This window comes from Nonomuraea turkmeniaca, from assembly GCF_005889735.1.
Lineage (GTDB): Bacteria > Actinomycetota > Actinomycetes > Streptosporangiales > Streptosporangiaceae > Nonomuraea > Nonomuraea turkmeniaca.
Window position 1 is genome coordinate 1 of sequence record NZ_VCKY01000067.1, and the last position, 26410, is coordinate 26410.

A 26410-nucleotide genomic window follows, 5' to 3' on the forward strand; every position below is an offset into this window, starting at 1 on the left:
GTGCGGGGCGGAAGGCGGGGCTGCGCCGGTGGGCCGAGCGGATCAGGCTGGAGGCGCTGCTGCTGGCTGCCAGGAACGTTCCAGCACAGGCCGAGGCGAGCTTCGTCCGTGCGCTGGCGCTGGTCGAGCGCGGCGTCTGCCCGCTGGAGGAGGCGCGGGTGCTGCTGGACCTCGGACGGCTGCTGCGCCGCACGGGCAGGCGCAGGGCGGCCGCGGAACGGCTCGCCGCCGCCCGCGCGATCTTCGAACGCCTGGGCGCCCGCCCGCTCGCGGACCGCTGCGTCCAGGAGGTGGAGGCGTGCGGGCTCGAACCACAGGCCACGGTACGGCTCGGGCTGACACCCCAGGAGCTCAGCACCGCCACGCTGGTGGCCCACGGCCTGACCAACCGCCAGATCGCCACGGAGCTGCTGATCAGCGTCAAGACCGTCGAGTACCACATCGGCAAGATCTACACCAAGCTCGGCATCAGCTCCCGTGTCGCGCTCGCCGCCAAGGTGGCGACGGACGCCCGGCCGGCGTGAACCCGCTCGCACCGGATCCGGCTCGCCGGCCGCGACGTCGGACGGCGAGCCGGGCGAGGCGTACGCGCTCGGCAGGACGTGCGCGCTGGCCGCCGAGTGCGGCAGGGACCTGCGACGCTGCGCCCAGATGTACGGCGTGCTGTTCCCGCCCGCGGCCTTCGACGCCGCGCTGTACAACACCCTGACCCTCGGCACCGCCTTCAGCGCCCCCTGGGCAACCGCCGACCGCCTGAAGGTCGTCAACCGGGCCTCCCTATGGGTCCTGGCCGTCGACCGGCTCGTGGACCACACCGCGACCACCCGCGAGCAGGTGAACCGCCTGACCCGCGAGTGCCTGTCCGTCGCCGAGGGCGCCGTGCCCCGCTCGGCGGTCACCCGGTTCCTGGCCGACCTGCGCGACGAGCGGGCCACCGTCAAGGAGTTCGACGGCCTGCGGTGGCTCTGGCGCGACCAGCTCACCAGGATGCTGGCGGGCATGGCCCAGGCGTGGGTGTGGCGCGACACGCACGCCGGGCCCACACTGGACCGCTATCTCGACAATGCCGACAGCCGCGGCTCGTGCTTCGTGGACCTGTCACACTGGATTTACACGGGCGACGACTGGACAAAGGCCCACCTCAACAATTACGCGCCGTCAGCCGGCATGCACAGCGCTATCTGCATCTGCTCGGTGACGTGGCGTCGTATCGGAGAGACATGAGCTGCGGCGATCTCAATATCCTGGGCCTCGGCGTCAGCCGAGCCGAGGTGACGGAGGCCACGGCCGGGCTCGCGCGCGAGGCGGCGCAGCTGCTCGGCCCGGTACGCGAACGCAGCCCCCGTGCCGCCGCCTACCTGCGCCGACAGCTCGGATTCCACTCCGGCTTCCATGGCATCCCCGACCCTGGCCACCCAGCGTTCAGCAGGTGTCGGAGCTCATGACAAACGGGCTTGACTCTGCCCAGACCGATCGGGCGAATAACAGGGCCCCGAACGACAAACTGTGACATTTTGATTCTTGCAACAAATTGCGGCTTGAGTGGAAAATGTGGCGTTGCTAGGGTGTCTCGATGCCAGGCATGTGGATCGGCCTTCTCAACACACCTTGACAGGTACCACTGACCACGGCACCTCAGGGTCGGGGCCGCGCATGCGCGGGAGATGTACGGGCGGTGCTGGATGGAATTCGGTCGCTCTGACCATTGGCGACTTCCGACGGCGATCAAGATCTTGATCGCCGGGGGATTCGGCGCGGGCAAGACCACCATGGTCGGCGCCGTCTCCGAGACCCGGCCCCTCCGCACGGAGGAGGCGCTCACTCATCTCGGCACGCACATCGACGACCTGTCCGGCGTCGAGCGGAAGCTCACCACCACCGTGGCCATGGACTTCGGCCGCATCACCATCCGCGACGACTACATGCTCTACTTGTTCGGCACCCCGGGCCAGGAGCGGTTCTGGTTCGTGTGGGACGAGCTCGCGATGGGCGCGCTGGGCGCCGTGGTCCTGGCCGACACCCGCCGGTTGGACGACTGCTTCCCGTCCGTCGACTACTTCGAAAAGCGCGAGCAGCCGTTCGTCGTGGCGCTCAACTGCTTCGACGGCACGCAGCCCTTCACCGTCGGCGAGGTGCGAGACGCGCTCGGCCTGGAGCCCGACATCCCCATCGTGCGCTGCGACGCCCGCAGGCGCGACTCGGGCAGGGAGGTCCTCGTCGCGCTGATGGAGCACGCGATGCGCCGGGGCGTCACTCCGGTCGGGACCATGTCGTGACCATGACCGGCTACCTTTGACCGATGGAGGAGATCGACCGCCGGATCGTCACGCTGCTGGCCCGCGACGGCCGCATGAGCTTCACCGACCTGGCCAGGGAGACCGGGCTGTCGGTCTCAGCGGTGCATCAGCGCGTACGCCGCCTGGAAAAGCGCGGTGTCCTGCGCGGATACGCCGCGATCATCGACCATGACGCGATCGGGCTGCCGCTGACCGCGTTCGTGTCGATCAAGCCGATCGACCCCGCCGCGCCCGACGACGCCCCCGAGCGGCTGGCCCACCTGGCGGCCATCGAGGCGTGCCACAGCGTGGCGGGCGACGAGAGCTACATCCTCAAGGTGCGCGTCGCCTCCCCGGTGGCGCTGGAGGACCTGCTGCAGCAGATCCGCGCCGCCGCCAACGTCTCCACCCGCACGACGGTGGTGCTGAGCACGCCGTACGAGCACCGCGCCCCCGACGCGACCGCCGAACCCGACCCCGCCCACAACGGCTCCGCCTAGTCACCGCTACGGGCGGGTGTGACCACCTGTCAATCCGCCTGGCTCTCCTCGGTGAAGTCCCCGTACGCCGGCTTGCCCGCCGGTTGGTAGACACTGAGCACGCAGCCGCTGCCGGTCGTCTTCGACTCGATCAGGCGCAGTGCCGTCGCCACGCGACCCGGCTCGAGCAGCCGCTTGCCGCTGCCCAGGATGACCGGGTAGGTCCACAGTCGCAGCTCGTCGATCAGGCCGTGATCCAGCAGCGACCGCGCGAGAGCACCGCTGCCGTGGATCTGAAGCTCCCGGCCGGGACGGCTCTTCAGCCGGGCCACCTCATCGAGGACGTCGGACCTGATCAGCGTCGCGTTGTTCCATGCGACCTTGTCCAGGGTCGTCGACACGACGTACTTGGGGAGGGCGTTGAGGCGTGCCGCGATCAGGTTGTCCTCGTCGGTGACGGTCGGCCAGTAGGCCGCGAAGATCTCATAGGTCTTCCGGCCCAGAAGGAAGGCGTCCGCCTCGGCGAACCACTTGGCGGTGTCCTTCCCTAGCTCCTCATCGGCATAGGGGAACTGCCAGCCGCCGTGTTCGAACCCGCCGCTGGTGTCCTCCTGGGGCATCCCCGGCGCCTGCATGACCCCGTCCAGCGACAGGTACGTCGCCAAGGTGATCCTCATGATCCTGCTCCTTTCTCTCCGCACCGATGGAGACCTGCCGCGCGCCGGGAACTCATCGTTCGCCGCCGCTGGCCGCCAAGTTGTACGACGACATAGGATGTTGTCATGATGACTTCTGCGGATCGTATTGCCTGGGTACGCCTGTCCTCCGTTTACCTCCCCCTCGACACGCCGATCAGCGACGCCAAGGTGCTGACCGGGCGGCAGCGGCCGATGACCGAGATCGCGTTCCTGTTCGCCGAGATCGGCACCGAGCAGGGGCACGAGGGCATCGGGTTCGGCTACTCCAAGCGCGCCGGCGGCCCGGGTCAGTACGCGCACGCGAAGGAGATCGCCAACGATCTGGTGGGCGAGGACCCCAACGACATCGCCCGGTTGTGGGACAAGCTGTGCTGGGCGGGCGCGTCGGTGGGTCGCAGCGGGCTGGCGGTGCAGGCCATCGCCGCGCTCGACGTGGCGCTGTGGGACATGAAGGCCAAGCGCGCGGGCCTGCCGCTGGCCAAGCTGCTCGGCGCCCACCGCGACTCCGTGCGCTGCTACAACACCTCGGGCGGATTCCTGCACGCGCCGATCGAGCAGGTGATGGAGAACGCCACGGCGGCGCTGGAGCGCGGCATCGCCGGCATCAAGATCAAAGTCGGCCAGCCGGACACCCGGACGGACCTGGCCAGGCTCAAGGCCGTACGCGGGCACCTCGGCGACCAGGTGCCCCTCATGGTGGACGCCAACCAGCAGTGGGACCGGCCGACGGCCGCGCGGATGGGCCGGGCGATGGAGGAGTACGGCCTGGTCTGGATCGAGGAGCCGCTGGACGCCTACGACCACGCCGGACACGCGGCCCTGGCCGCCGCGCTGGACACCCCGATCGCCACCGGCGAGATGCTGACCAGCGTCGGCGAGCACGCCGAGCTGATCAGGGCCCGCGGCGCGGACGTCATCCAGCCGGACGCGCCCCGCATCGGCGGCGTCACCCCGTTCCTGCGGCTGGCCGCGCTGGCCGAGCACGAGCGGCTCCAGCTCGCCCCGCACTTCGCCATGGAGATCCACCTGCACCTGGCCGCCGCGTACGCGCTGGAGCCGTGGGTGGAGCACTTCGAGTGGCTGGAGCCGCTGTTCAACGAGCGGCTGGAGATCCGCGACGGGCGCATGCTGGTGCCGGACCGGCCGGGAATCGGCGTCACGCTGAGCGAGCAGGCGGTCAAGTGGACCGCCGAGCGGTACGAGACGACGTGACCAGCCGCACGCAGCAGCTCGTCGACACCCTGACCGCGCGCATCCAGGAAGGCGTGATCAGGCCCGGCGAGCGGCTGCCGACGGAGAGCGACCTGGTGGAGACGTACGGCGTGAGCAGGACCGTCGTACGCGAGGCCATCGCGCGGCTGAAGGCGGCCGGGCTGATCGAGACCCAGCACGGGCGGGGCAGCTTCGTGCTGGCCCGGCCCAGCACGACCGGCTTCGACCCCGCGCCGGCCCAGACCCGGCAGGAGGTCCTCGACCTGCTCGACTTCCGCATGGGGGTCGAGGTCGAGGCGGCCGGGCTGGCCGCGGCCCGCCGCACCGACGCCGGGCTGGCCGGGCTGCGGGAGGCGCTGGAGAGCTTCGAGTCGGCGGCCGGGCACCCGAGCGCGGCGGTCAACGCCGACTATCGGTTCCACCTGCGGATCGCGCTGGTCACCGGGAACCGGTACTTCGCCGATCTGCTCGCCTCGCTCGGCCCGTCGATGATCATCATGCCGCGGGAACGCCTCCGTCCCGATCGGCCGGACTTCGCCAGGATCGTCGCCGAACACGACCACATCTACGCCGCGATCCGGCGGCAGGACGCCGAGGGCGCCCGCGCCGCCGTCCGCGTGCACCTGGCCAACAGCCGGGCGCGCCTGCTGCAGGACGAGGACGCCGCCCGCGCCTGACGGGCCGATCCAGGGCCGCCCGAGGGCCCGGACGGGCCGGACGGGCCGGACGGGGCCGGGTCTGGAGGCCCGGACGGGGGCCCGGACAGCGGGCAGGGCGTCCTTGGGCGGCGGAAGCGGCTCAGGCCGTGCGAGAGGGCTCGAAGTGGGCGCGCAGCCGGGTCCTGGCCGCCTCGGAGGCGCCGAGGTGGTCCAGGCCGAGCAGAGCCGCGCCCATGACCGGCGCCACGTCGGCCACCACCAGCTCCGCCCTCGGCGCCCGCACGGCGAACTCGGTGTCCAGCAGCGACGTCAACAGCGGGTCCCCGGCGGTCAGCAGGCCGCCGCCCAGCACCACCTCCGCGGGCGTCTCCAGCAGCCCGAGCCGGCGCAGGCAGACCTCGGCCATGACCGCCACCTCCTCGGCCTGCCGTTCCACCAGCGACCTGGCCACCGCGTCCCCGGCCGCCGCCAGCGCGAACACGCCGGGCGCGAGCTCGTGCAGCCGCCCCCCGTCCAGGCGGCCGAAGTGGATCTCCAGCACCAGCTCCTCGACGGTTCGTGTCCCGAAGTGGGACGTGACCAGCCCGGCCAGGGCGGTCGGCGCACCCCGGCCGTCCTCGGCCCTGGCGGCGTGCCACAGGGCCTGCTCGCCCAGGCCATGGCCGCCGCCCCAGTCCCCGCTGATCGGCCCGAGCGCCGGGAAGCGGACCACCACGCCGTCAGGCGAGACCCCGACCGCGTTGATGCCGGCCCCGCACACGACCGCCACGCCCCACGAGGCCGACGCGCCGGCCCGGAGCAGCGCGAACGTGTCGTTGCGCACCACGACACCGGCTCCGAACCCCCGGGCCGTGAACTCCCGTGCGAGCGCCTCCTCCTCCACGGGCAGATCCGCCCCGGCCAAGCAGGCCGACACGTGGTCGAAACCACCCAAAGGCGCCAGCGCCGCGACCGCCGCCTCGACGACGCTCACGGCCGCCGCGACACCGTCCCGCTGCGGCACGAACGGCCCCGAGCGGCTCCTCCCGAGCACCTCGCCGTCCTCGGAGAGCAACGCCACGTCGGTCTTGCTGTTGCCGCCGTCCACGGCCAGAACGAGCCTGGGAGGCGCCACTAGCCCACCGTCCACGGCAGGTGCTCGCGACCCGCCTCGAGCAGCAGACCGGTCAGCTCCTCGGCGAGCTCGTCCTGCCCGATCAGCGGATGGGCGAGCAGCGCGTCCCGCACCCGGTCCGCGCCGCCGTGCAGGGCCGCCTCCAGGGCGAGCGTCTCGTACGCGGACACGTTCGCGATCAGCCCGGCGTACAGCGGCTCGACGGGAGCGACCGGCAACGGCACGGCCCCGCCGGCGCCGACGGCCGCCGGCACCTCGATCACCGCCTCGTCGCCGAGGAACGGCAGCGTGCCCGCGTTGCGCACGTTCACCACCTGCGTGTCGCCCCGGTCGCCGAGCAACGACGCGATCAGCGCCACCGCCGCCTCCGAATAGAACGCCCCGCCCCGCTGGGACAGCAGCTCCGGTTTCTCGACCACGGACGGGTCGGCGTACAGCTCCAGCAGCCGTGCCTCCATCTCCGCCACCTCCGCGGCCCGCGACGGCTTCGAGCGCTGCTCGCGCACTACCGCGTCATGTGCATAGAAATACCGCAAATAGTAGGACGGGACGACGCCGAGCCGCCGCAGCAGGCCCGGCCGCAGGCCGAGGCTGCCGGCGATCTCCTGCCCGTGCTCGGCCAGCAGGTCCGGCAGCACGTCCTGCCCGTCGAGGTGGACGGCCCGCTCCCAGGTCAGATGGTTGAGCCCGACGTGGCCGAGCGAGACCCGCGCCGGGTCGGCGCCGAGCCAGGCCGCGAAGCGGCGCTGGAAGCCGATCGCCACGTTGCACAGCCCGATCGCCCGGTGCCCGGCGTCCAGCAAGGCCCGGGTGACGATCCCGACCGGGTTGGTGAAGTCCACGATCCAGGCGTCCGGGGCGTGCTCGCGTACCGTCTCGGCGATGCGCAGCACGACCGGGACCGTGCGCAGCGCCTTGGCCAGGCCCCCCGCGCCCGTCGTCTCCTGCCCCACGCAGCCGCACCGCAGCGGCCACGTCTCGTCCAGCTCGCGGGCCGCCTGCCCGCCCACGCGCAGCTGGAACAGCACCACCTGAGCCCCCGAGACGCCCTCGGCGACCGAGGAGGTGGCCAGCACCCGCGCCGGGTGCCCGGCGTGCGCCAGCATCCGCCGCGACACCCCCGCGACCAGCTCCAGCCGGGCGGCGTCAGGGTCTATCAGGGCGATCTCCGACACCGGCAACTCGTCGCGCAGTCGCGCGAACCCGTCGATGAGCTCAGGCGTGTACGTCGAGCCGCCCCCGACCACGGCCAGTTTCAACCCTTCACTCCCGTCAAGGTGACGCCCTCGATGAACACTCTCTGGGCGAGGAAGAACACGATGATCACCGGTGCCGTCACCATCAGCGTGGCGGCCATGGTGAGATTCCACTGCACGCTGTGGAACGCCTTGAACGTCGCCAGGCCCAGCGACAAGGTCAGCTTCTCCTGCTCGACGCCGGCGTACAACAGCGGCCCGTAGTAGTCGTTCCAGCAGTAGAAGAACTGGAACAGGGCCACCGCCGCGATCGCCGGCCGCGCCATCGGCAGCACCACCCGCAGCAGCGTCCTGAGATCCGAGCAGCCGTCCACCTTGGCCGCGTCGGTGTAGTCGCGCGGGATCGTGACCAGGAACTGGCGCAGCAGGAAGATGGAGAACGCGTCGCCGAGCACCATCGGCAGGATCAGCGGCCACAGGCTGTCGGTCAGCCCCAGCCGCGCCCACACCAGATAGATCGGCACGGCCACGACCTGCGGCGGCAACATCATCGTGGTGATCACCACGAGGAACGCCAGCCGCCGCCCCCGGAACCGGAACCTGGCCAGCGCGTACGCCACCGGCACCGACGACACCACGGTGAAGACCGTGCCGAGCGCCGCGTACATCAGCGTGTTGCCCGCCCACCGCAGCAGCAGCGACTTCTCGAACACCACCGCGAAGTTGTCCCAGTTCCAGCTCTGCGGCCACAACTCGCTGGTCAGCGCCTGCTCGTCGGTCATCAGCGCGGTCAGCCCGATGAACACCACAGGGGCCAGGAACATCAGCGCCAGCGCGATGGCAACACAATGGGTGGCGATCCACATCAGCACCCGCCGCCGGCGCGCCCTGCCTCCGTCGTGCCGCGCGCCGCGGGCGACCGCCGCCCGCGGCGGCGCGGTGATCGTGGCGCTCATGAGACCTCCTCGGCCCGGCGGAACTGCCGCAGCAGGATCAAGGTGAAGATCATGGAGGTGCCGAACAGCAGCAGCGCCAGCACGCACGCGTAGCCCATGGAGTAGTCGCGGAAGCCGACGTGGAACAGCCACTGCGGCAGTGTGAGCAGCGACTCGTCCGGGTAGCCGGGCGAGAAGGAGCTGCCGGCCGAGTCGGTCACGCCCGAGGCCACGCGGGAGGCGATCATCGCCTGCGAGAAGTACTGCAGGGCGTAGATGACGTTCGTGACCAGGGCGAACAGCAGCACCGGCGCGATCATCGGCAGGGTCACGCTGCGGAACTGCCGCCACGGGCCCGCGCCGTCGATGGCGGCGGCCTCGTACAGGTGCCTGGGCACGTCCAGCAGGGCCGCCATGAAGATCACCGTGAGCTGGCCGCAGCCCCACAGCGACAACATCGTCAGGCTGGGCTTGGACCAGGCCGGGTCGCCGAACCAGTCGGGCCCCTCGATCCCGAACCAGGCGAGCACCTGGTTGACCGGGCCGGTGCCCGGGTTCAGCAGGAACACGAACGTGATCGTGCCCGCCGTCATCGGCACCAGCGACGGCAGATAGAAGATCGTCCGCAGCAGGCCGACGCCGGCCTTGAGCCTGATCACCAGCTGCGCGAGCGCCAGCGAGAACAGCACGGTCGCCGGGACCATGACGGCCACCAGCCACAACGTGTTCCGCGCCGAGGTCGCGACCCTGGCGTCCTGCAGCAGGTAGCGGTAGTTGTCCAGGCCGATGAACTCGAGGGTGTACATGTCGTAGCGGTGGAAGGAGAAGTACACCGTGGACAGCAGCGGGTAGACGAAGAAGATCGACACTCCGGCGATCCACGGCGACAACCAGACGAGGGCACGCAGGCCCTCGCCGCGCCACCGGCGTGGCGGCGCGGCGTGGACGGCGGTCACATCAGCCTCCGGACAACTTCAGCTTGTCGTTGATCTGCTTGTCCACGTCCTTCAGCCCGGCGTCCAGGTCCGGTACGGAGCCCTTCTCCCACTTGGTGATGAACGAGGCGAAGACCTCCTGGTTGAAGACGCTGTTCACGCTGGCGGGCAGCGTCGAGGTCTTCGGGTGGGCGAAGATGTCGAGGAACGTCTTGAAGTTGGCGTCCTTGGCCAGGTCGGGGGAGTCCATGGAGGCCTTCGTGGTGGGGACGTTGCGCAACGCGTTCGACAGCGTCACCAGCGAACCCGTGTCGGTCGTCAAGTGCTTGATCAACTCCCAGGCCTGCTGCGGGTTCTTGGCGCCCTTCGGCACGCCGATGACGGTGCCGGCGGTGAAGCCGCTGCCGTACAGGCCGGGCTTGTCGTCGGCGACCGGCAGGGGAGCGGTGCCGTAGTCCAGGTCCTTGGCGTCATTGGCGAGCATGGCGTTGCGCCACTCGCCGTCCAGGATCATGGCGACCTTGCCCTTGTAGAACGGGTGCTCGGCGCTCCACTCGTCGCCCAGGCTCTTGCGGAACTTCTCCAGCTTGTCGTAGCCGTACCAGTCGACCAGCTCCTTCTGCCAGGTCAGCAGCTGCTTCCAGGCCGGGTCGGAGCCGATGGCCGAGGTGCCGTCGTCGTTGTACCACTTGGCGCCCACCATGGGGCCGATGTGGCTGGGGCTGTTCTCGTAGTACTGGACGCTCGGGATGAAGCCGGCCACCTTGATGTCGCCGTTCGCGTCGCGGACGGTGAGCTTCTTGGTCAGCTCGGTCAGCTCGCTCAGCGTCTTGGGCGGCTCGTCGCCCTTCATCAGGGCCTTGTTGTAGTAGAGGCCGTAGGCATCGGCCAGCAGCGGCAGCGTGCACTGCTTGCCGTCGAAGGCCGTATAGGAACGTGCCACCGCCGGAAGCACCGTCAGATCGATGCCATCCTGCCGGATCACCGGAGTGAGATCTTGGAACGCTCCCGACTTGCACCACTGGGCGACGTTGTCGGTCGTGAACGAGGCCGCGACGTCGGGCGCCTTGCCGCCGCGGATGGCCTGGGTGATCTGGTCGTCCTGGACGCCCTTGGTGGCCTTGACGGTGATCTGCGGGAACTTCTTGTTGAACCCGGCTATGGCGTCCTCGAAAGCCTTGACCTCGGCGTCGGTGGAGAAGCCGTGCCACAGCTCGATCGTGGCGGCCGGAACAGCCTGGGAAGCGGATCCTGAGGGTTTGGGCTGGGCGCCGAGCGACGGCCCGGCCTCCTTGCCGGCGGTGCAGGCGGTCAGCGCTGCCGAGCTCAAAAGGGCCGCGGCGACCGCGAGGGGGACGAAGCGCACGGGGGGTGCCTCCTGCCAGAATTCATGATGGAACGGTTGAGCTGAAGACCTCTTCACGCACGGTGTCGAGGGCCAGGTCGAGGGCGCCGGCCAGGACCGGGTTGCCCTCCACGCTCGACAGCCGCACGCGAGGCCGGGGGATGGTGAGCGCGTGCAGCTCGTGCTCGACGAGCTCGCGCAGGGTCTCGCCGCCGGACAGCACCACGCCGCCGGTCAGCACGATCAGGCCGGGGTCGATGACCGAGGTGATGGCGGCCAGGCCGACGGCCAGGCGGGCGGCGATGTCACGCAGACCGGCTCTGGCGTCGTCGGCCTTCTGCCCGGAGCCTTCGGCCGCGCGTACGGCGTTCGCGACGGCCTGGCGGAAGTCGGCGCCGCGCACGCCGTACGAGCGCAGCAGCTTGAGCACGGCCGGGCCGCCGGTGAGCGCCTGGTATCCGTGGTCGGCGAGGCGACCGGCTTCGCGGGCCGTCGGCGCGCCGGGGGTGGGCATGTAGCCCACCTCGCCCGCGCCGCCCGTCGCACCCCGGTGCATGCGCCCGCCCATGACGATGGCCGAGCCGATGCCCGAGTCCGCCCACAGCAGCACGAAGTCCTGGCTGTCCTGGGCGGCGCCGTGCGCCTGCTCGGCGAGCGCGACGAGGTTGACGTTGTTCTCGACGTCCACCGGCATGCCCAGCCCGGCGCTGAGCGTGGGCACCAGGTCCGGGATCTGCCAGCCGGGCACGTCCTTGGTGACGGCGTACCCGAGTCTGCCGGTGGTGGGGTCGATCGCGGCCTGGACGCCGATCACGACGCGGCGCAGCTTGTCGGGCGGGTTCGCGCCGAGCAGCGCCGCGTTGAGCCGGTCGACCAGCTCGCCGTGGGGCCGGCGCGGCGTCGGCAGGGTGTGCTCGCCCACGATCGCGCCGGTGATGTCGGCCACCTTGACCTCGATCCGGTCGGGAGTGACGTCGAGCGCCCCCACGTACGCCGCTGCCGGGTTGATCCGGTAGACCTCCGCCGTACGGCCCGGCAGGCCCTCCCTGATGCCGTCGAGCACCACCAGCCCCGCCTCCTGCAGCCGGGCGAGAAGCTGGGATGCCGTGGGCTTGGACAGCCCGGTGAGCGCGCCGATCTCGGGGCGGGTCAGCGGGCCGCGTTCGAGGAGCGCCTGCAAGGCTGCGCGATCGTTGATGGCGCGTAGCAGACTGGGTGTCCCCGGCACGGGACCGCTCACGGCGGCTCCTTCCGCTGAAGTTAGGAAACTTTCCTAACTTCGGATGAAGGTAAGGCGGACCTGCCGGAATGGTCAAGAGGTGAAACGAAGACGTAACCGAACGCCGGTGACGGAAGAAAAGAGGGGCAGAGTACCTCGACAGGCATGCTAATGTCGTCGTTTGTCGTAACAACAAGCAGAATGGCCCGGAGTGTCCCATTAACCACATTAATGGTCAGGCGGCAACTCGTCAAACGGAGCTCGCCAGAGAGCAAGCGTACGTCACCCGCCTCTATGACCGGCTCGACACGCTGCGCGAGCGTACCCAGCACCAGCTGAAGGAGGTGCTGGCCGCGGGCGCCGTCGGCACGATGCAGAACCGGTCGGAGCGCGACACGTTCGCCGACATGTACGCCTCCAGACTCGCGCGGCTGTGGGCGGTCGAGCGCGGCCTGGTTTTCGGACGGCTGGATCACGTCGAGGAGGGCCGGCTCTACATCGGCAAGCTCGGCCTCAGCGACGACGACCAGCGCCGGTTGCTCATCGACTGGCGAGCGCCGGTCGCGCAGCCGTTCTACCGCGCCACCCCGGCCGCCCCGATGGGCGTGACCAGGCGCCGCCATCTGCAGACCAAGGGCCGCGCGGTCGTCGGCGTGGACGACGACCTGCTCGACCTCGACTCGCTCAGCGACGCCGACCGCGCCACGCTCAACGGCGAGGCCGCGCTGCTGGCCGCGCTCGACGAGCGGCGCACCGGCCGCATGCGCGACATCGTCGCCACCATCCAGGCCGAGCAGGACCGCGTCATCCGCAGCGACCTCAACGGTGTGCTGGTCGTGCAGGGCGGCCCGGGCACCGGCAAGACCGTCGTGGCCCTGCACCGCGCCGCCTACCTCCTCTACACCCACAGGGAACGCCTGGAGCGCCGCGGCGTGCTCATCCTCGGCCCCAACCTCACGTTCCTGCGCTACATCGAGCAGGTGCTGCCCTCGCTCGGCGAAACCGACGTGCTGCTGTCCACGGTGGGGGAGCTGTACCCCGGGGTGACCGCCACCGCCAGGGAACGGCCCGAAGTGGCCGCGGTCAAGGGCGACCTGCGCATGGCCGAGGTCATCGCCAAGGCCGTGCGCGACCGGCAGAAGGTGCCGCGCAAGCCCATCGAGCTCGCCGTCGGGCGCATCACGCTCACCATCGACCGTTCCATGCTGGAGGCGGCCAGGAACAAGGCCACCCGGACGCGCCGCCCGCACAACCAGGCCCGAGCCGTGTTCGTCAGGTCACTGCTCAACGCGCTGGCCAGGCAGCAGGCCCGCAAGATCGGCAAGGGGCTGATCGACGAGGAGGAGCTGGCCGACCTGCGCGAGGAGCTGCGTACCGAGCCGGTGGTCAAGTCGGCGCTCAACCGGCTGTGGCCGTACCTGACGCCGCAGCGGCTGCTGCTCGGCCTGTACGGCTCCGCCGAGCGGCTCGGCTACGCGGCCTCGGCGCTGACCCCGGAGGAGCGGGCGCTGCTGCGCCGCGACGGCGGGGAGTGGACCGAGTCCGACGTGCCGCTGCTGGACGAGGCGGCCGACCTGCTCGGCGAGATCGACGAGCAGGTGCTGCGCGCCACCGCCCTGCAGGCGGAAGAGGAGCTGGCCGCCGCCCGGCAGGCCGAGGAACACCAGCGCGAGGCCGAGCTCGCCTACGCCCGCGAGGTCCTGGAGCTGACGGGCCTGTCCGACGTGATGGAGGCCGAGCGGCTGGCCGAACGCCAGCGCGGCGAGGGCCCGTACCTCACCACCGCCGAGCGCGCCGCCGCCGACCGCACCTGGGCCTACGGGCACGTGATCGTGGACGAGGCACAGGAGTTGTCGCCGATGGCGTGGCGGTCGGTCATGCGCCGCTGCCCGACGCGGTCGATGACGATCGTCGGGGACATCGCCCAGACCGGCTCGGCGGCCGGGGCGCGGTCGTGGTCGTCGGTCCTGGATGTGTATGTGGCCGGGCGCTGGCGCCAGGAGCGGCTCACCGTCAACTATCGCACGCCGGTCGAGCTGATGGCCGTGGCCGCCCGCGTCCTGGCCACCATCGACCCCGCTCTCGAGGCGCCCACGTCGGTGCGCGAGCTGGGCGTCGAGCCCTGGGCGGCGCCGCTGCCGGCGCTGCCCGAGCTGGCCAAGGCCGAGGTCGGCGAGGGCGGCAAGGTCGCGGTGGTGGTGCCGGACGCGCTGGTCGAGTCGCTGGGCGCCGAGGTCGCGGCGACCGTCGCCGGAACCGTGGTGGTCACGCCCGGGGCCGGGCGGGCCAGGGGAGCGGAGGCCCTCGACGCGCCGGTGGCCGTCATGGGGGTGGCCGACGCCAAGGGGCTGGAGTTCGACTCGGTGATCGTGGCCGAACCGGACCTCATCGCCGCTCAGTCGCCACGAGGACCCAGCGACCTGTATGTTGCTCTCACTCGCGCCACGCAGCGGCTGGGCGTCGTCCACGAACGGCCGCTGTCGCAGGCCCTGCAGGGCTTGCCGAGCCGCTCGCCCGCACCGGCAAATGGGCTTTGATCTGCATTGCGGCGGCAGGTCATACATGTCCTACCTGCGGAAACTTGATGTTTCTGCTGATCGGGACACGGTTGACATCTGAGGTGGAGTCGGTAGTTTGCTGCGCAGTCCAGCACGGGACTTGGCCGGTTGGCCGTCTCTGACATCGCCGGATCCTGCGTCCGTGACGGAGTGTGACTTCGTCCACACAGCCAGGTGCAGGGCCGTCGGTCCGTCGAGTCGGGGCACCCCAACCGGGCGGGGGGTTGGACCCGGGACGGGTCCGGGAGCCCAGTAGACAACGGAATTCCGAGCTCGCCGCCGACGAGACGGGTCCGGTCCGAAGGGTTCCCGGGCCCTCTTCCCGCTCCCGTGTCGCAGGGCTCGCCAGTGCGCCGGGTGGTCCCGTGGGTCGCGGGATCACCCTGTCGCCACCTCATCTTTTCGATCTTTCTTGCGCGCGTGCTGGCATGAGCGCGGCCGTGGGGCGGTAGCGTTTTCCCAAGCAGGCGTTCGCATGGTGGCGAGGAGATCCCGGAGTGGTTCAGGACAGAGCGAGCCTACCGCCCACAACCGGGCACGGCTCACCTCCGGCCATGGAGGCCGCCCCGGACGCCCCGGACGCGCCGGACGCGCCGCCGAGCGGGCCCACCAGGGACGCCGGCCCCGTTGCGCTGCCGGCCGAGCCGGACATGTCCGCCCCCGACCTGATCAGCACTCCCGAGACACGCCCGGAGCGCGCTGCCGCACCGGCACAGGCCACCGACGCCGCGCTCGCGCCCGAGGCTCCCCAGGCCGGCGACGGAGCGGACGGAGCGAGCGGCGACCCCGCGACGGCGGCCGGTGGGCGGCCGGTGGCGGGCGACGCGCCGCGGGAAACGAGCGTAGCGGGGGGCGGGGACGCGGTCCCGGCGGCCGTGGCCGACGGGAGTGACGTGCCGCCTGCGGCAGAGCAGGGCGCGGTGGCAGGGACGCTGACCGGCCGAGGCGGCGGAGGCGACGCACCGCCTGTGGCCGAGGCAGGGGAGGCCAGGGAGTCCCGGAAGGTGCTGGCGGCCCGGGTCGTGGCGGCCGTGGCCGGCGGGATCGCGCTGTTCGTCGCCTTTCCGCCGCTCGGCTGGTGGCTCTGCGCCCCCCTCGGCATCGGACTGATCACCGGGTCGCTCTACGGCGCGCGTCCCAGGCGGGCCGCCTGGGTGGGCTACCTGGGCGCGGCGGTGTTCCTGTTCCCCGCCCTCGCCTGGGTGCGCACCATCGGCGACGACGTCTGGCTCATGCTGGTCGGCACCGAGAGCCTGTTCTACGCCGCCATGGCCGCCCTGGCCGCGCTGGTGTTCAGGCTGCCGGGGTGGCCGGTGTGGTTCGGCGGGTTGTGGGTGGGCATGGAGTGGGCCCGCGGCTTGGTGCCCATCGGCGGCTTCCCGTGGGCGCGGGTGGCCTTCAGCCAGGGGGAGTCGTTGTTCACCCCCTACGCCGCGCTGGGCGGCGCGCCGCTGGTGTCGTTCGCCGTCACCGTGTGCGGCGCCCTCCTGGCCCACGCCGTCCTGGTACGAAGCCGGGCGTGGCGCAGGGCGATCCCGGTGGCGCTGGCGCTGGCCGTGCCGGTGCTCACTCTGGCGCTCCCGCGGCCGGGCGACGAGGGCCGCAGCGTCAACGTCGGCATCGTGCAGGGCAACGTCCCGGGCCGCGGCATGTACGCCCTCGGCGACGAACCCGCCGTTGTCCTGAAAAATCATGCCAACGAGACGAAACGCCTCGCCCAGGCCGTACGGGATGGGAAACTCCCCAAGCCCGACATCGTCATCCTGCCGGAGAACTCCACCGACATCGACCCCTACCAGGATGAGTTCGCCCGCCAGATCATTCAGGACTCGGTACGGGACGTCGGAGTGCCGACGCTCGTCGGCGCCGTCGTCGCGATCGGCGACGAGCACCGCGCCACCCGCAGCCTGGTGTGGGACCCGGTGAGCGGGGCCGGCGCCTACTACGACAAGCAGAACCTCGTGCCGTTCGGCGAGTACACGCCGTTCAAGGACATCGTGCTGGCGTTGTGGGATCGGGCCGGTCTCGTCGGCAGGCAGTCGGTTCCCGGCGGCAAGCCAGGCGATCTGAAGATGGGCCCGGTCACGGTCGGCGCGGTCAACTGCTACGAGGTGGCCTACGACGGCACCGTCCGCGACACCGTACGCGCCGGCGGCACGCCGATCGTGGTGCAGACCAACAACGCCAGCTACGCCCTGTCCAACCTGCCCGCGCAGCAGCTGGCGATGTCGCAGCTGCGCGCCGTCGAGCACAACAGGGCCGTGGTGACCGCCGCCACGACGGGGATCTCCGCTTACGTCACGCCTGACGGTAAGGTCTCCTGGCAGACCCGCGAGCTGGTCGCGGACATGAACGTGGTCAAGGTGCCCGTACGCACTCAGGAAACGCTCGCCACCAAGGTGGGGGCGCTTCCTGAGTGGGCATTGATGATGGGAGCGGCGGCCGCCGTGGTCGCCGCGTGGCGTGCCAGGCGGCGAGGCGACCAGGTGAGGAACGACTGAACATGGAGACTCTCGGCCGGGTGCTCGTCGTCGTCCCGACCTACAACGAGCGCGACAACCTGTCCATGATCGTCGAGCGGGTACGCGCGGCCGTGCCGGACGCCCACGTGCTCGTGGCCGACGACAACAGCCCCGACGGCACCGGCGAGGTCGCCGACGAGCTCGCCGCCGCCGACGACCACGTGCACGTCCTGCACCGGCCGGGCAAGCAGGGCCTCGGCGCGGCCTACATCGCCGGCTTCCGCTGGGGGCTGGGCGAGGGCTACGACGTGCTGGTGGAGATGGACGCCGACGGCTCGCACCAGCCGGAGCAGCTGCCGAAGCTGCTCGGGGCGCTGGCGGACGGCGCCGACCTGGCGATCGGCTCCCGCTACGTGCCCGGCGGCAAGGTGGTCAACTGGCCGCACCGCCGCGAGCTGCTGTCCAAGGGCGCCAACGTCTACACGCGCGTCATGCTGGGCCTGCCGGTACGCGACGCGACCGCCGGGTTCCGCGCCTACCGCGCCGCCACCCTGGAGAAGGTGGGCCTGTCGGGCGTGGAGTCACAGGGCTACTGCTTCCAGGTCGACCTGACACTGCGCACGTCCAGGCACGGGCTGCGGGTGGTGGAGGTGCCCATCACGTTCGTGGAGCGCACGGTGGGCAAGAGCAAGATGAGCGGCAAGGTCATGTCCGAGGCGTTGTGGCGGATCGGCATGTGGGGCGTCACCGGCCTGCCCAGGCGGTTGCGCCGCAAAGGCGAGCGAGGATAGGAACGCATCCGGTGCGCCGGGCGTTGTTCCTGTCGTACGCGCGTGTGCGGAATCGAGGAAAACGATGCGGCTGCTGCTCTTCCTGGCCTTTCTGGTCGTCCCCGTTCTGGAGATCTGGCTGCTGATCCAGATCGGATCCGTGATCGGTGGCCCCGCGACCGTGGCCCTGCTGATCGCCGACAGCCTGCTCGGCGCGTGGATCGTACGCCGTGAGGGGCGACGGGCGTGGCAGGCGCTGCAGGAGGCGTTGCAGTCCGGCCGGATGCCCAACCGCGAGCTGGCCGACGGCGGCCTGGTGCTGGTGGGCGGCGCGTTGCTGCTGACGCCGGGGTTCTTCACCGACGTGTTCGGGTTCCTGTGTGTGCTGCCGTTCACCCGGCCGATGATGCGCCGCCTGGGCGCGTGGTTCTTCGAGCGCCGGGTCAAGCGCATGGCGGCCGCGTCGCCGTACGCGAACATCTTCCCGCCGCGCCCCGACGCCGGCGCCCCGCACGGCGCCTCGCCCGGCGGCCCGGTGGTGCACGGCGAGATCATCCGGGAGGACCGGGACTGAGAGCCGTCCCTCGAGCCGGGACAGTGCGGGCATGAAGAACCCCCGGGCCGTCGGCCCGGGGGTTTCACCGTGAGAGTAGGTCAGGCGCTCTTACGACGCTGCGCCCGCAGAACCGCGAGCCGCTCGTTGAGCACCTCCTCAAGGTCTTCGATGGAGCGCCGCTCCAGGAGCATGTCCCAGTGCGTCCGTGGGGGCTTCGTCTTCTTGGACTCCGGTTGCTCGCCGTCCACGCGCACCGCGGTCACGCCGCACATGCGGCACTCCCAGGTCGCGGGGATTTCGGCCTCGGCGGCAAGCGGAACCTCGAAACGATGGCCCTTCGGACAGGTGTAGGACACCTCCTGGCGCGGAGCCAGATCCGTGTTACGGTCGTTCTCGTAGCTGGTTGCCCCGAGCCGGGTGCCACGAAGCGCGCGCTCGCCCATGTCTCAATGCCTCCTACAGGGCCCCCATGCAGTGGGGGGTCTGTCTCCCACGGTGTCTAACGCTTGGTACCGTGATGGGATTCCCACCTGCGGGGTGATCCAATCGCGGATGGGGCGTCGGTTCTTCAGATGATTGCCGATTCGGCTCGTGTCCGAGCCGTCCCCAGGGCCGTGGCCAGCCAAAGGCCGCCGATCATGATGAGCGCGCCGTGCGCGATTCGCAGCGGGTACGGGCCGAAGAACTGCGGGATGAACAGCACGAAACCCAACGCCAGGGCCGTCCCGCTCCACCGGGGCAGCGTGCCGGAGCGCCACACCGAGACCGCCGCCATGACCATGCTGGCGCCGAGGGACACCAGGCCGGCCGCGAACATGGTGAGCGCGACCGGCCCGTACCTGAATTCCTGGGCCAGCTCCATGAGCGCGGGCGCCTGGTCGCGCAGCGAGCGCTGGGCGATCACGTTCAGTCCGAAGTCCTCGGCGCCGTAGTACGGCAGCGTCAGGCCCGCGCCGATCCACGTCACCACCGCCGCCCGCAGCGACAGCCGGTCGCCGAGCGCCTTGTGGAGTCCGAGCACCGCCAGCCCGAGCAGGATGAAGCCGAGCATCGCGGCTGCGTGCCCGGCGACCCATTCGACGGAGGCCATCGCGACGGCGTCGTCGCCGGACGGGCGGATCGCCGGGTAGATGAGGAAGAAGATGCCGCCGGCCGCGAAGGCGGCGGCGGTGAGTCGTGCGGACATGAATGCTCCTTGGCGAGGGCGTCGCTCTGTTATGAGAGCAATGCTCTCGTTCCGGTGTATCCATGTCAAGAGCGGTGCTCTCGATTCGGATCGATGGCCACTCCCGGGGAGCGCGGGTTCGGTCGCCCCCGGGCGTCCAGTCGGCCCGGGCCGCCGGAAGGCGGCGCTGCTATCGGGGGCGCTTGGTGGTCAGAAGGGGGACCAGTGTCCGGTCGCCGAGCCTGGTCATCGCCGCCAGCGGCTTGACCGCGGCGCCGACCAGGAGCGGCAGTCCGGGCCTGCCTGTCGCCCTGGCCAGCCCGGGGCCGAGTGCCGCCATCAGCGCCGTCAACGCCGGCAGCGGCCGGACCCACATCGTGATCTCCTCGACGAGACCGTCCTCGCCGAGCGAGAGAAGTGTCGCCTCGTGCAGCTCCTGCCGCCCCAGCCGCGCGGTGGCCGTCAGCATGCGCGTCCGCTCGTCCCCGAGGTCGCTCTGGTACCGCAGCTCGGACAGGGCGTCCAGAACGACGGCGAACAGCTCCCGCACCTGGGTCCTGCCCCGGAAGGAGGCGGTGGCGCTGAGTGGCGAGCGGAAGACCACGTCGTCGGCGAGCGTGGCCATGAGCGCGTCGAGGTCGTGCGCCTCGCCCGCCTCGCGGTAGGCCCGGGCAGGTGAGTCCTGAATGTGAACTGTCATGGGTTCACTTTATCAACCCACTATCCTGGGTCCATGAACAGGTTCGGTGAGATGCACTGCTCCATCGCCCAGGCCGTCGGCGTGGTCGCCGAGCCGTGGACCCCGCTGATCCTGCGGGACCTCTTCCTCGGCCTGCGCAGGTTCGACGATCTCGCGGAGGACCTGGGCATCTCCCGTAACCTGCTGACCCGCCGCCTGGAGCACCTGATCGCGGCCGGGGTGGTGGAGAAGCGCCCCTACCAGGAGCGGCCCGTCCGTCACGAGTACGTCCTCACCGACGCGGGCCGGGACATCGTGCCCGCGCTGATGACGCTGATGGCCTGGGGCGACCGCTGGTCCACGCCCCCCGGCGGCCCGCCCGCGCTCCTGGTGCACTCCTGCGGTGAGCGCTTCACCCCGGTCGTCACCTGCCCGCACTGCGGCGGCGAGGCCACCGCCGACACGGTGACGGCCGTCCGCGGCCCCGGCGCGGCCCAGGGGCCGGGCACCATGCTGCTCTCCGCGCCGTCCTAGGCGGCCCGGTCACGGGACACACGCCGCCAGGCCAGCACGCTGTCCCACGATGCGCCCGGACGCGGGGGTCGTGTACCGCTCGTACGGCTTGCTCGAGTCCGCTTCGCTGAAGGTGTTGGTGAGCAGCGGAAAGGCCATCCGGCACGTGATGTGCGTCAGATGCGGTCGGGCACCTCGTTGCCGGCCGCGCGGATGGCCTTGGGCAGGTTCGTCAGCGCCAGAAGCACGAACCCGATGATGAAGAACACGACGAGGGACACGATGGCGATGCGGTAGCTGTTGGTGAGCGTCAGGGCCAGGGTGATCGTCAGGTTGCCGATGAACGCCGAGCCCTTGTCGCTGATCTGCAGCAGGCTGAAGTACTCCGCCTCCCTGCCCTTCGGGATCACCTGGGAGAACAGGGAGCGCGACAGCGCCTGCGTGCCGCCCAGGACAATGGCGATGAGCAGGGCCATGAGCATGAACTGCAGCACCGCCTGCTCCTGCACGAACAGGGCCACGATGACGATCGCGGTCCACACCACCAGACTGCCCAGCACGGTGCGCTTGGTGCCGAAGACGCGGGCCAGCCGGCCCAGCAGCAGCGCGCCGAAGAACGCCACGAACTGCACCATCAGGATGGTGACGATCTGGATGGTCGTGTCGAGCTTCAGCGCCTGTGAGGCGAACGCGGCGCTGTGCCCGATGACGGTCTGGACGCCGTCGTTGTAGACCAGGTACGCCACCAGGAACAGCAACGTCAGCGGGTATCTGCGCAGTTCGGACAGGGTGCGGCCGAGCTGGCGGAAGCTGCCGCCCATCGAGCCGATCGCGGTGGTCTCGTGCGCGGGGACGGGCCGGTTGCGCAGCCGCAGCAGCGGGATGATCGTGAAGGCCGCCCACCACAGCCCCGACGAGACCAGGCTGATGCGCACCGACTCGCCGGTGCTCAGGCCGAGGGCCTCGTGATTGAGGTAGAGCGCCAGGTTGAGCGCGAGCAGCACGCCGCCGCCGATGTAGCCGATGGCCCAGCCCTGGGCGGAGACGCGGTCGCGTTCCTGCGCGGTGGAGATCTGCGGCAGGAACGAGTCGTAGACGACGATCGAGCAGCCGTAGGCGAGATTGGCCAGGACGAACAGCACCAGGCCCAGCATGTAGCGCTCGCCGTCGAGGAAGTACAGGCCCATCACGGCCAGCGCGCCGGCGAAGGCGAAGCCGCCCAGCAGCTCGCGCTTGCGGCCGGTGTGGTCGGCCAGCGCGCCCGCGATGGGCAGGAACACGATCTGCAGGAGCACCGCGACCGTCGTCGCGAGCCCCCAGATGGCCGCCGGCCGGATGTCGGCGCCCAGCACGCTGACGAAGCCGAGATCGTCGGTGATCAGCTTGTCGAAGTCGCGGGCGCAGACGTCGGCCGGTGTGGTGGGGAAGTCCTTGGCGCAGGCCGCGGTCGTGGCCACCGAGATCAGGTACGGGCCCAGGAAGACCGTGATGACGGTGGTGTAGAAGGCGGAGTTGGCCCAGTCGTAGACGTACCAGCCGCGCTGTTCGCGCCGGCGCGCTGGAGGGGAGTCGTCAAGGGCCGCGGGGGGTGCGGGTACGGGCATGGTGTCGAGTCGCTCCTATGGCGGCCAAGCGGCTGGCCGGTCGTGTCGCTGCGGATGCGGCCGGGCGGCCGGCAGGATTGTCAGGCGGCCGTCGTGCGGCCGGGCATCCTGGGATGCCACTGGTCGCGGCGTTCGGGCACCTCGCACGGGCCGGTGACGTTGTCGGCCCTCTTTGACGAAGTGCTCATTCTCGCAGGTAGCCGGTCAAATCTACGTGTCGTGTCCATGACCTTACAATGATCATCTTGTGAGGGAAAGGACTCGGCCCATGACCCAGAAGGGCCGTGGAACCATCAAGAAGGTACAGGGCAACGGCAAGCCCTGTCCCCACGCGGCAGGGACATCATGCTCGTGCACGTGGCACGCCCCGCTGGCGGAGACGGACCTTCAGCGCGGTCGTGTCGCGCCGGCTCCAGTCGTGCGATGGTTCCTGCAAGGTGCGCACCTGCCGTCGATGCCCGTGCCCGTCGACGTCGAGACCCGCAGGATGCACCTGCACGAGCCGTACGTTCCGCCCGCCGGCCGCGAGTCCACGTGGGGTTGCGGCGTTCTCGAGCAGATGCGCCCGCACGGACAGCAGCCGGTGATGCCCGGCCATCCGTCCGTCACTGTCCAGCGTGGCCAGCAGGGCCAGCCCGGCCTGCGGGCCCTCGGTCTCGGCGAGCGCGATCGCCCGGTTGAGCGTGACCATCGGGTTGGGCGCGATCCGTTCCAGGATCAGGTAAAGCGCGTGCACCTGCGGCCAGTCGGTCTCCTCGGCCGTGACCGCGTCGGCGTGCGTGGCGGCGATGGCGGCCTGCAGCTGGTAAGGGCCCAGCGCCGGGCCGGCCAGTGACGCCTTGACCAGCTCCATGCCCTCGTCGATCAGCCCCCGGTCCCACTTCTTACGGTCCTGCTCGTCCAGCGGCACCAGGTCGCCGGCCGCCGTCGTCCGTGCCGCCCGGCGGGCGTCGGTCAGCAGCATCAGCGCGAGCAGCCCGGTCACCTCGCCGTCCTCGGGCAGTTGCGCGTGCACCATCCTGGCCAGCCGGATCGCCTCGTGCGCGAGGTCGGCGCGGTGCAACTCGCTGCCCGAGGAGGCGGTGTAGCCCTGGTTGAAGATCAGGTAGAGCACGTGCAGGACGACCCGCAGCCGCTCCTCGCGCTCCGCGTCGTCCGGCAGGCCGAACGAGCTGCCGGCGGCCTTGATGCGCTGCTTGGCCCGGCTGATCCTGGCCGCCATCGTGGCCTCCGGCACCAGGAACGCGCGGGCGATCTCAGCGGTGGTCAGGCCGCCGACCGCCCGCAACGTCAGGGCGGTCTGGGAGGCCGCGGTCAGCGCCGGATGGCAGCACAGGAACAGCAGGACGAGCGTGTCGTCGGTGTCCGGCACGTCCTCGGGCATCACCTCGGTGGCCGTCGCCGACTCCCGCTCGCGGCGCGCGTGGTCGCTGCGCATCTGGTCGATGAGCCGTCGGGACCCGACAGCCACCAGCCAGCCGCGCGGGTTGTCCGGCACTCCCTCGGCCGGCCACTGCACGGTGGCGGCGAGTACGGCCTCCTGCACGGCGTCCTCGCAGCCCTCGAACTGGCCGTACCGGCGCACCAACGCGCCGAGGACCTGCGGCGTGAGCTCACGCAGCAGGCCCCGATGGGTGATGCCGTCATGCCTCCAATTGTCCGTCAGCGAACATCACCTGCCGCACCTCGACCCCCAGGCCCTCGATCGCGGTGTCCGGGATCCGCGCCGCCAGCTCGATCGCCCGCTCCTTGTTCTCGCAGTCGATCAGGTAGAAGCCGCCCAGATACTCCTTCGCCTCCAGGAAAGGGCCGTCGGTCACCGCGGGCTGGCCGTTGCGTACGGACACCACAGCGGCCTGTGACGGGTCGACCAGCGCCTGCGTGAGGATCAGTTCGCCGGACTTCTTCAGCTCCTCGAGGAACGCGCCGTGGCCGTTGCCGATCGCCGCCTTCTCCTCGTCGGTCAGCGCGTCCAGCACGGCCGGGTTGATGTACAGGCTGATCAGGAACTTCATCTCGCACTCCTCGTGATTGACGGGCCCCGCCTGGGCCCTTCGCCCCCTTGGTCGGAGCCGCCCCCGTCGTCTTGACATACCCTCGCCAGATTCTTCGCGCGAGTCGCCGGATTCCTGCTCCAGCACTTCTGGTGGGGATCGGTGTTCCTGGTCGCCGTGCCGGCGATGGCGTTGCTGCTGCTCACCGGGCCGGTCCTGCTGCCGGAGTTCCGCAGCGACCAGGCCGGCCGGCTGGACCCGGCCAGCGTCGGGCTGTCGCTCGCGGCGGTGCTTTTGATGGTCTACGGCCTCAAGCAGCTGACCGTCGAGAGCGTGCCGGTCGTGCCGGCGGTGGCTCTCGTCGTGGGCGCGGCCATCGGATCGTTGTTCGTACGCCGGCAGTTGCGGCTGGAGACGCCGCTGCTGGACCTGCGGCTGTTCCGCAACCGCCCGTTCACGGCCGTACTCGTCGCGCTCGTCTTCGCCGGCATCGCCATGGCCGGAACGGGCCTGCTGGTGACCCAGTACCTGCAGAGCGTGCTGGGCTTCTCGCCGGTCGCCTCGGCGGTGCTGTTCGCACCCATGGGCCTGGGCGTGGCGGTCGGCACCATAACCGCGCCGGCGCTGGCCCGGCGGGTGAAGCAGACGACCGCGATCGCCGGCGGATTGGTGGCGTCGGCGCTGGGCAGCCTGCTGCTGGTGGGCGTCGACGGCGCGAGCGCCCTGCCGCTGGTGATGATCGGCATCGCCGTACTGGCGCTGGGCACCGGCCCGCTGTTCGCGTTGGGCACCGGGCTGGTCGTCGGGTCCGTGCCGCCGGAGCGCGCCGGCTCGGCGGCGTCGATGTCGGAGACCGGTAACTACTTCGGCGGTTCGCTCGGCTTCGCGCTGCTCGGCGTGGTGGCCGCGGTGGTCTACCGCAGCCGGATGGACGGCACGTCCGACTCGCTGGCCGGCGCGATCGCCGCCGGCCGGAGCCTTCCCGCCGGCCAGGGCGCGGAACTGCTGCATGCCGCGCGGGAGGCGTTCACCGCCGGTCTGCACCTCACCGGCGTCATCGCCGCGGTCATCTTCGCCGGCCTCGCCGTACTGGTGCTGATCATGCGCCCGGCGACCCGGACCACCCCGGCCGCACTCCCCGAGTACGAGGCGACCCGCTCATAGAGCCCTGCGGCAACCTGGTGCCCGTCGGCGCGCCGCATGGCCTGTCACGCTGCCATCCCATGGGGATGCCATTGTCCCCGGCCGTCGAGCACCTGGCGCAGCCCGGTGATGTTGTCGGTCATGATGCCGTCCACGCCCAGGTCGAGCAGGTGCTCCATCCGGGCGGGCTCGTTGATGGTCCACACGTGCACCTGCATGCCGATGGCGTGCGCGGTGCGGACCAGGCGGCGGGTGGTGACGCGCAGGCCGCGGAACCCCACCGGCACCTGGGCGCAGGGGATCTGGGCGCGCGACAGGCGGGCCAGCAGCCGGCCGTAGCCGGAGGTGGTGGCGGCCGCTCGCAGCGCGGCCACGCCGCGCGGCCCGAGCGCCGAGCACACCTCCCTGCCCAGCGCCGCCCTGGCCAGTATCAGGCGCTCGTCGGAGAAGGAGGTCAGGCAGACGCGGTCGTAGGCGTTGGTGCGCCTGATCGCCTCGGCCAGCGGGGCGATCACCGCCGCCTCCTTCACGTCGATGTTGAAGCGGATCCCCGGCCAGGTGCCCAGGAGGTCCTCCAGCAGCGGGATCTCGTGGACGCCGCCGATGCGGGCCTGCCTGACCGCCCGGTAGGGCAGCTCGGAGATGCGGCCGCGCTGGTCGGTCACGCGGTCGAGCGTGTGGTCGTGGAAGGCGACCAGCACGCCGTCGGAGGTGGCGTGCGCGTCGGTCTCCAGATAGGTGTAGCCGAGCTCGACCGCGCGCTCGAAGGCGGCCGCGGAGTTCTCCGCTCCTTCCGCGGCGCCTCCGCGGTGGGCGAAGGCCAGCGGGCCCGGATGGTCGAGAAAGGCGAAGCGGCGGCTGAGCACGTCCTGAAGTATGCCCTTCCTGGGTGAAGCCT

The 26410-nt window shown here is 70.8% G+C and carries 28 protein-coding genes; 13 read left to right on the top strand and 15 right to left on the bottom strand.

What is annotated here, in order from left to right; genetic code table 11:
• The 5 genes from ETD86_RS20745 to ETD86_RS20765 all read left to right on the top strand — a co-directional run.
• The coding region (locus ETD86_RS20745) for a helix-turn-helix transcriptional regulator (RefSeq protein ID WP_138667810.1) at positions 1–524 on the top strand (524 nt) is incomplete at its 5' end.
• Entirely contained in the window at positions 478–1224 is a 747-nt protein-coding gene (locus tag ETD86_RS20750; RefSeq protein ID WP_138667811.1) for a hypothetical protein, read from the top strand. The genes ETD86_RS20745 and ETD86_RS20750, both read left to right, overlap by 47 nt.
• Positions 1221–1445 carry a hypothetical protein gene (locus ETD86_RS20755; RefSeq protein WP_138667812.1) on the top strand — a complete coding sequence of 75 codons (225 nt, stop codon included), beginning with the start codon at positions 1221–1223 and terminating at the stop codon, positions 1443–1445. Before ETD86_RS20750 ends, ETD86_RS20755 begins: the two co-directional genes overlap by 4 nt.
• Positions 1446–1682: 237 nt before the next feature.
• On the top strand, positions 1683–2276 hold the full coding sequence (locus ETD86_RS20760; RefSeq protein WP_138667813.1) for a GTP-binding protein: 594 nt from the start codon (positions 1683–1685) through the stop codon (positions 2274–2276).
• 23 nt (positions 2277–2299) lie between these two features.
• Positions 2300–2776, top strand: a complete 477-nt coding sequence (locus tag ETD86_RS20765) for an Lrp/AsnC family transcriptional regulator (protein ID WP_138667814.1) — start codon at positions 2300–2302, stop codon at positions 2774–2776.
• Positions 2777–2805: 29 nt separating this feature from the next.
• Here ETD86_RS20765 and ETD86_RS20770 read toward each other — a convergent pair whose 3' ends face one another.
• Entirely contained in the window at positions 2806–3432 is a 627-nt protein-coding gene (locus ETD86_RS20770) for a dihydrofolate reductase family protein (protein ID WP_138667815.1), read from the bottom strand.
• A 105-nt stretch (positions 3433–3537) separates the two neighbouring features.
• On the opposite strand from ETD86_RS20770, the gene ETD86_RS20775 reads away from it, so the two are divergent.
• Together ETD86_RS20775 and ETD86_RS20780 are read left to right on the top strand one after the other, a co-directional pair.
• On the top strand, positions 3538–4665 hold the full coding sequence (locus ETD86_RS20775) for an L-talarate/galactarate dehydratase (protein WP_138667816.1): 1128 nt from the start codon (positions 3538–3540) through the stop codon (positions 4663–4665).
• Complete coding sequence (locus tag ETD86_RS20780; protein WP_138667817.1) at positions 4662–5342, top strand: FadR/GntR family transcriptional regulator; 681 nt, start codon at positions 4662–4664, stop codon at positions 5340–5342. Before ETD86_RS20775 ends, ETD86_RS20780 begins: the two co-directional genes overlap by 4 nt.
• A 121-nt stretch (positions 5343–5463) precedes the next feature.
• On the opposite strand, the gene ETD86_RS20785 is transcribed toward ETD86_RS20780, so the two are convergent.
• Genes ETD86_RS20785 through ETD86_RS20810 form a run of 6 tightly spaced genes read right to left on the bottom strand, consistent with a single transcriptional unit; the run spans position 5464 to position 12089 of the window.
• Positions 5464–6438 (bottom strand): N-acetylglucosamine kinase, encoded by a 975-nt coding sequence (locus ETD86_RS20785; protein WP_246148042.1) that lies wholly within the window; start codon positions 6436–6438, stop codon positions 5464–5466.
• On the bottom strand, positions 6438–7697 hold the full coding sequence (locus ETD86_RS20790; RefSeq protein ID WP_138667819.1) for a 6-phospho-beta-glucosidase: 1260 nt from the start codon (positions 7695–7697) through the stop codon (positions 6438–6440). Before ETD86_RS20790 ends, ETD86_RS20785 begins: the two co-directional genes overlap by 1 nt.
• Positions 7694–8590: a carbohydrate ABC transporter permease gene (locus tag ETD86_RS20795; protein WP_138667820.1), complete on the bottom strand. Its 897-nt coding sequence runs from the start codon at positions 8588–8590 to the stop codon at positions 7694–7696. Before ETD86_RS20795 ends, ETD86_RS20790 begins: the two co-directional genes overlap by 4 nt.
• Positions 8587–9525: a carbohydrate ABC transporter permease gene (locus ETD86_RS20800; RefSeq protein ID WP_138667821.1), complete on the bottom strand. Its 939-nt coding sequence runs from the start codon at positions 9523–9525 to the stop codon at positions 8587–8589. Before ETD86_RS20800 ends, ETD86_RS20795 begins: the two co-directional genes overlap by 4 nt.
• A 1-nt stretch (position 9526) precedes the next feature.
• A complete protein-coding gene (locus ETD86_RS20805; protein WP_138667822.1) occupies positions 9527–10870 on the bottom strand; it encodes an ABC transporter substrate-binding protein in 1344 nt (447 codons plus the stop codon).
• Positions 10871–10892: 22 nt separating this feature from the next.
• Positions 10893–12089, bottom strand: a complete 1197-nt coding sequence (locus ETD86_RS20810; RefSeq protein ID WP_138667823.1) for an ROK family transcriptional regulator — start codon at positions 12087–12089, stop codon at positions 10893–10895.
• 323 nt (positions 12090–12412) lie between these two features.
• Here ETD86_RS20810 and ETD86_RS20815 point away from each other — a divergent pair, with 323 nt between their 5' ends.
• From ETD86_RS20815 to ETD86_RS20830, 4 genes are all read left to right on the top strand, one after another.
• Complete coding sequence (locus tag ETD86_RS20815; protein ID WP_211370198.1) at positions 12413–14605, top strand: HelD family protein; 2193 nt, start codon at positions 12413–12415, stop codon at positions 14603–14605.
• A 575-nt stretch (positions 14606–15180) separates the two neighbouring features.
• Entirely contained in the window at positions 15181–17127 is a 1947-nt protein-coding gene (lnt, locus tag ETD86_RS20820; protein ID WP_246148043.1) for an apolipoprotein N-acyltransferase, read from the top strand.
• Between the two features lie 2 nt (positions 17128–17129).
• The gene (locus ETD86_RS20825) at positions 17130–17879 is read left to right on the top strand and encodes a polyprenol monophosphomannose synthase (protein WP_138667825.1); all 750 of its coding nucleotides are present in this window, start codon (positions 17130–17132) and stop codon (positions 17877–17879) included.
• Positions 17880–17943: 64 nt separating this feature from the next.
• A complete protein-coding gene (locus tag ETD86_RS20830; RefSeq protein ID WP_138667826.1) occupies positions 17944–18432 on the top strand; it encodes an FxsA family protein in 489 nt (162 codons plus the stop codon).
• An 80-nt stretch (positions 18433–18512) separates the two neighbouring features.
• Here the strand turns inward: ETD86_RS20830 and ETD86_RS20835 are convergent, their stop codons facing one another.
• The 3 genes from ETD86_RS20835 to ETD86_RS20845 all read right to left on the bottom strand — a co-directional run bounded on the left by ETD86_RS20835 (position 18513) and on the right by ETD86_RS20845 (position 20279).
• Positions 18513–18857 (bottom strand): RNA polymerase-binding protein RbpA, encoded by a 345-nt coding sequence (locus tag ETD86_RS20835; RefSeq protein ID WP_125637410.1) that lies wholly within the window; start codon positions 18855–18857, stop codon positions 18513–18515.
• Between the two features lie 125 nt (positions 18858–18982).
• Entirely contained in the window at positions 18983–19600 is a 618-nt protein-coding gene (locus ETD86_RS20840) for a hypothetical protein (RefSeq protein WP_138667827.1), read from the bottom strand.
• A gap of 169 nt (positions 19601–19769) precedes the next feature.
• The gene (locus tag ETD86_RS20845) at positions 19770–20279 is read right to left on the bottom strand and encodes a nuclear transport factor 2 family protein (RefSeq protein ID WP_138667828.1); all 510 of its coding nucleotides are present in this window, start codon (positions 20277–20279) and stop codon (positions 19770–19772) included.
• Positions 20280–20312: 33 nt separating this feature from the next.
• Here ETD86_RS20845 and ETD86_RS20850 point away from each other — a divergent pair, with 33 nt between their 5' ends.
• Complete coding sequence (locus ETD86_RS20850; protein WP_211370199.1) at positions 20313–20792, top strand: winged helix-turn-helix transcriptional regulator; 480 nt, start codon at positions 20313–20315, stop codon at positions 20790–20792.
• A 9-nt stretch (positions 20793–20801) separates the two neighbouring features.
• Here ETD86_RS20850 and ETD86_RS59180 read toward each other — a convergent pair whose 3' ends face one another.
• From ETD86_RS59180 to ETD86_RS20865, 4 genes are all read right to left on the bottom strand, one after another.
• On the bottom strand, positions 20802–20930 hold the full coding sequence (locus ETD86_RS59180) for a hypothetical protein (RefSeq protein ID WP_281286936.1): 129 nt from the start codon (positions 20928–20930) through the stop codon (positions 20802–20804).
• Positions 20931–20947: 17 nt separating this feature from the next.
• Positions 20948–22375, bottom strand: a complete 1428-nt coding sequence (locus ETD86_RS20855) for an MFS transporter (RefSeq protein WP_138667829.1) — start codon at positions 22373–22375, stop codon at positions 20948–20950.
• Positions 22376–22718: 343 nt separating this feature from the next.
• On the bottom strand, positions 22719–24041 hold the full coding sequence (locus ETD86_RS20860; RefSeq protein WP_425465648.1) for an RNA polymerase sigma factor: 1323 nt from the start codon (positions 24039–24041) through the stop codon (positions 22719–22721).
• Positions 24019–24390: a YciI family protein gene (locus tag ETD86_RS20865; protein ID WP_138667830.1), complete on the bottom strand. Its 372-nt coding sequence runs from the start codon at positions 24388–24390 to the stop codon at positions 24019–24021. Before ETD86_RS20865 ends, ETD86_RS20860 begins: the two co-directional genes overlap by 23 nt.
• A 114-nt stretch (positions 24391–24504) precedes the next feature.
• On the opposite strand from ETD86_RS20865, the gene ETD86_RS20870 reads away from it, so the two are divergent.
• The gene (locus ETD86_RS20870; protein ID WP_281286939.1) at positions 24505–25533 is read left to right on the top strand and encodes an MFS transporter; all 1029 of its coding nucleotides are present in this window, start codon (positions 24505–24507) and stop codon (positions 25531–25533) included.
• Between the two features lie 44 nt (positions 25534–25577).
• Here ETD86_RS20870 and ETD86_RS20875 read toward each other — a convergent pair whose 3' ends face one another.
• Positions 25578–26378 (bottom strand): glycerophosphodiester phosphodiesterase family protein, encoded by an 801-nt coding sequence (locus tag ETD86_RS20875; RefSeq protein ID WP_138667831.1) that lies wholly within the window; start codon positions 26376–26378, stop codon positions 25578–25580.
• Positions 26379–26410 lie beyond the last annotated feature (32 nt).